The organism is Sphingomonas sp. (assembly GCF_042096255.1).
GTDB lineage: Bacteria > Pseudomonadota > Alphaproteobacteria > Sphingomonadales > Sphingomonadaceae > Sphingomonas.
Genome location: NZ_JBELLZ010000171.1, coordinates 1 through 3906, shown reverse-complemented (window position 1 = coordinate 3906; position 3906 = coordinate 1). Strand labels below are relative to the sequence as shown.

The following is a 3906-nucleotide window of genomic DNA, read 5'->3' as shown; positions in this document are numbered from 1 at the left end:
TCCCACTCGGCTGACGCCGAGCGGGCCCCTCCCTCTCCCACAAGGGGAGAGGGGTACTTCGCCCCATCCATCCCGATGAACCACTGCGGCGTGCACCGGAAGATCACCTTGGCCTTCGACCGCCACGAATGCGGATAGCTGTGCTTGAAGTCGTCGGACGCCGCCAGCAGCGCCCCCGCCGCGCGCAGGTCCGAACAGATCGGCCCGTCGGCGGCGACGAATTTCCTGTTGATCACGCTCCCCTGCCCGCCGAGCCACGCCCAGTCCGTACGGTACATGCCCGCCGCATCCACCGCGAACACCGGATCGATGCCATGCGCGCGGCACAGCTCGAAATCGTCCTCGCCATGATCGGGCGACATGTGGACCAGCCCGGTGCCCGCATCGGTGGTGACGAAGTCGCCGGGAAGCAACGGCCGCAGCTTGGCGAAGAACTCGCCGAGGTGGTGCATGGGATGACGGGCGATGGCGCCGGAGAGCTGGGAGCCGAACACGAAGCTCTCGGTGCTCCAGACAGCCCCATCCGAGCCGAGGGCCGCTTCCATCCGCTCCTGGAATTTATCCGCCAACTCGGTGGCGACCAGATACCGACCGATCACTCGATCATCATAATCGACGCGCGCTAGAATGGCGTAATCAATCTCCGCCCCATAGGCCAAAGCCTGGTTCACCGGGATCGTCCACGGCGTGGTCGTCCAGATCACCGCATGCGCGCCGACCAACTCCGGCGCGTTCGGCGCCTCGACGATCTCGAACGCGACGTCGATCTGGGTCGACACCACGTCCTCATACTCGACCTCGGCCTCGGCCAGCGCGGTCTTCTCCACGGGCGACCACATCACCGGCTTGGCGCCGCGATACAGCTGGCCGCTCTCGGCGAACTTCAAGAGCTCGCCCGCGATCGTCGCCTCGGCCTCGTACTTCATGGTCAGGTACGGGTCCGCCCAGTCGCCCATCACGCCCAGCCGCTGGAACTCGGCGCGCTGCACGTCCACCCACTCGTCGGCATAGGCGCGGCACTCGGCGCGGAACTGGGCCACGGGCACCTGGTCCTTGTCGAGCTTCTTGGCCCGATACGCCTCCTCCACCTTCCACTCGATCGGCAGGCCGTGGCAGTCCCAGCCGGGAACATAGGGCGCGTCATAGCCCATCAGCGTCCGGCTGCGGACGATCATGTCCTTGAGCACCTTGTTGAGCGCATGCCCCATGTGGATGTCGCCATTGGCATAGGGCGGGCCGTCGTGGAGGATGAAGCGCTCCCGCCCCGCGCGCTGCTCGCGCAGCCGCTGGTACACCCCGATCCGCTGCCACCGCTCGAGGATCGCAGGCTCCTTCTGCGCCAGGCCCGCCTTCATCGGGAAGTCGGTCTTGGGCAGGAAAACGGTGTCGCGCCAGTCGCGTGCGTCGGGGGTGTCGGTCATCAGGCGGAGGGCTCTAGCGGAGGTGTACGGCTGGGACAAAGGGGGATTGGTTCAGGGGAGGCGCGGAGGCGCAGAGAAGTGTGGTTCACGCGAAGACGCGAAGACGCGAAGAGGTTTGGATGCGTCCTCCGCGAAGCGGCTTTAAAAGAGGATAACTGCCGCTGCGCGGCAAGGACCTCTTCTCCGCGCCTCCGCGCCTCCTCTGAACCAAACCTTCTTCGCGTCTTCGCGCCTTCGCGTGAAATCAACCTGTCCGAAGAACCGCCCGCGCCCGCGCGCAGTCCCGCTCCATCTGCGCGGTCAGCGCCTCCAGCGTCTCGAACTTGGCCTCGGGCCGCAGATACTCCACCAGTTCCACCGCGATCTTCTGCCCGTACAGATCGCCCGAGAAATCGAAGAAATACGGCTCCAGCAGCTCCTTTGGCGGGGTGAAGCTCGGCCGGATACCCAGGTTCGCCGCGCCGTCCAGCATCCGCCCGTCCTCCAGCCGCCCGCGCACCGCATAAATGCCGTACGCCGGACGCAGATAGCTCCCCATCTCGATGTTCGCGGTCGGATAGCCGATCTCGCGGCCGAGCTTGTCGCCGTGCGTCACCACGCCTTCGATCACGAACGGCCGCGTCAGCAGCCGCGTCGCCGCGCGCGTCTCGCCCAGCCGCAGCGCCGCGCGGATGCGGCTCGACGACACCGGCTCGCCGTCCAGCATCACCGCGGCGACGGTGTCGTCGGAAAAGCCGTGCTCGCGCCCCAGCCGCGTCATCACCTCGGCATTGCCAGCCTTGCGATGACCGAAGGTGAAGTCCTCCCCCGTCACCACCCCGCCCGCGCGCAGGCAGCCGATCAGCCGCTCGGTCACGAACTGCTCCGCGGTCAGATTGGCGAGGTCGCCGTCGAAGCGGAACACCACCATCGCGTCCGCCCCCGCCGCCGCGAACAGCGCCTGGCGCTGGTCCAAAGTGGTCAGCCGGAACGGCGGCGTGTCGGGCTTGAAGTGGCGCACCGGATGCGGATCGAAGGTCGCCACCAGCGCCGGCCGCCCTTCCGCCTTCGCCCGCGCGATCGCCCGCCCCGCCACCGCTTGGTGGCCGAGGTGAAATCCGTCGAAATTGCCGAGCGCGACGATCCCGCCGGCAAGATGCGGCGGCACCACCGAGCCGCCGTCCAGCCGCTCCATGAGCACGCCTATAGGGAGCGGTTCGGGCTTTGGGGAGTGCCATCGCCTCGGCTAGGATGCCGCCCATGCCCATCGACGAGACCCGCCCCTTCCTCCCCGTCCGCATCGCGGTGCTGACGATTTCCGACACCCGCACCCGCGCCGACGACCGTTCGGGCGACACGCTGGTGGAACGCCTCACCACCGCCGGCCACATCCTGGCGGCGCGCGAGATCATCCCCGACGATCTCGACACCATTGTCGCGCGCCTCCACGCCTGGAGCGAGGACCCGGAGGTCGACGTGATCCTCACCACCGGCGGCACCGGGGTCACCGGCCGCGACGTCACCCCCGAGGCGGTCGAGCGGGTCGCCACCAAAATGATCCCCGGCTTCGGCGAACTGTTCCGCTGGCTCAGCTTCCAGACGATCGGCACCTCCACCGTGCAGAGCCGCGCCTGCGCCGCGGTGGCGCACGAGACCTACATCTTCGCGCTCCCCGGCTCGACCGGCGCGGTCAAGGACGCGTGGGACGGCATCCTCAAGGACCAGCTCGACAGCCGCCATCGCCCCTGCAACTTCGTCGAGCTGATGCCGCGGCTGGGCGAACGCTAGCCCGGCTGCATCGCCGCCAGCTCATGCCCGTCGGGGTCGCGGAAGTGAAAGCGCCGCCCGCCCGGAAAGGCGAAGATCGGCAGCGTCACCGCGCCGCCCGCCGCCTCCACCGCCGCCAGTGCCGCGTCGAGATCGTCGACCTTGATCACCGGCAGCAGCGCCGCGGTCTGCTCGGCGGCGTCGGCTTGCAGGCCGATGTCCGAGTCGCCGGCCGTCGTCGCCGCATAGCTCGGGCTGAAATCGGTGAAGGCCCAGCCGAACGCGCCCGAATAGAAGGCCTTGGCCCGATCGGTCGTCGCCACCGGCAGTTCCAGATAGTTCAGCTTCGCCATCCACGCCTCCTATGTTCTTGATGTGTTCTACACGTCCGGCTATGCCGGGGCAATGGCGAGTCCCCGTCCCCACCGCGGCGCCACGCTCAACCTGGCGAGCACCCGCTTCAACCTGCCCGGCATCGAAGCGGACGGCGACTGGCTGGACGAGCGCGACCTGATCGACGGTGCGCCACCGCCGCTGCGCACCACCGTCACGGTCGAGCGCCCGAAGACGATCATCGCGCGCAACACCTCGCCCGACGTGCCGTTCGACCGTTCGATCAACCCCTATCGCGGCTGCGAGCATGGCTGCATCTATTGCTTCGCCCGGCCCACCCACGCCTTTCACGACCTGTCCCCCGGCCTCGACTTCGAGACGAAGCTGTTCGCCAAGCCCGATGCTG

The 3906-nt window shown here is 68.1% G+C and carries 4 protein-coding genes and 1 pseudogene; 2 read left to right on the top strand and 3 right to left on the bottom strand.

Translation table 11 applies throughout. From position 1 onward, the window contains the following. Both ACFDTH_RS17805 and ACFDTH_RS17800 read right to left on the bottom strand, forming a co-directional pair. Positions 1-1421: class I tRNA ligase family protein (locus tag ACFDTH_RS17805; RefSeq protein ID WP_375288888.1), on the bottom strand; the 1421-nt coding region annotated here is incomplete at its 3' end. Positions 1422-1665: 244 nt separating this feature from the next. Further along, positions 1666-2595, bottom strand: a complete 930-nt coding sequence (locus ACFDTH_RS17800; protein ID WP_375288887.1) for a bifunctional riboflavin kinase/FAD synthetase — start codon at positions 2593-2595, stop codon at positions 1666-1668. A 65-nt stretch (positions 2596-2660) separates the two neighbouring features. On the opposite strand from ACFDTH_RS17800, the gene moaB reads away from it, so the two are divergent. Next, a complete protein-coding gene (gene moaB / locus ACFDTH_RS17795; RefSeq protein ID WP_375288886.1) occupies positions 2661-3188 on the top strand; it encodes a molybdenum cofactor biosynthesis protein B in 528 nt (175 codons plus the stop codon). On the opposite strand, the gene ACFDTH_RS17790 is transcribed toward moaB, so the two are convergent. Beyond that, positions 3185-3520, bottom strand: a complete 336-nt coding sequence (locus ACFDTH_RS17790) for a VOC family protein (protein ID WP_375288885.1) — start codon at positions 3518-3520, stop codon at positions 3185-3187. The genes moaB and ACFDTH_RS17790 overlap by 4 nt on opposite strands. A gap of 52 nt (positions 3521-3572) precedes the next feature. Here ACFDTH_RS17790 and ACFDTH_RS17785 point away from each other — a divergent pair. Then, positions 3573-3906: pseudogene (locus ACFDTH_RS17785) on the top strand (radical SAM protein); the annotation flags it as partial.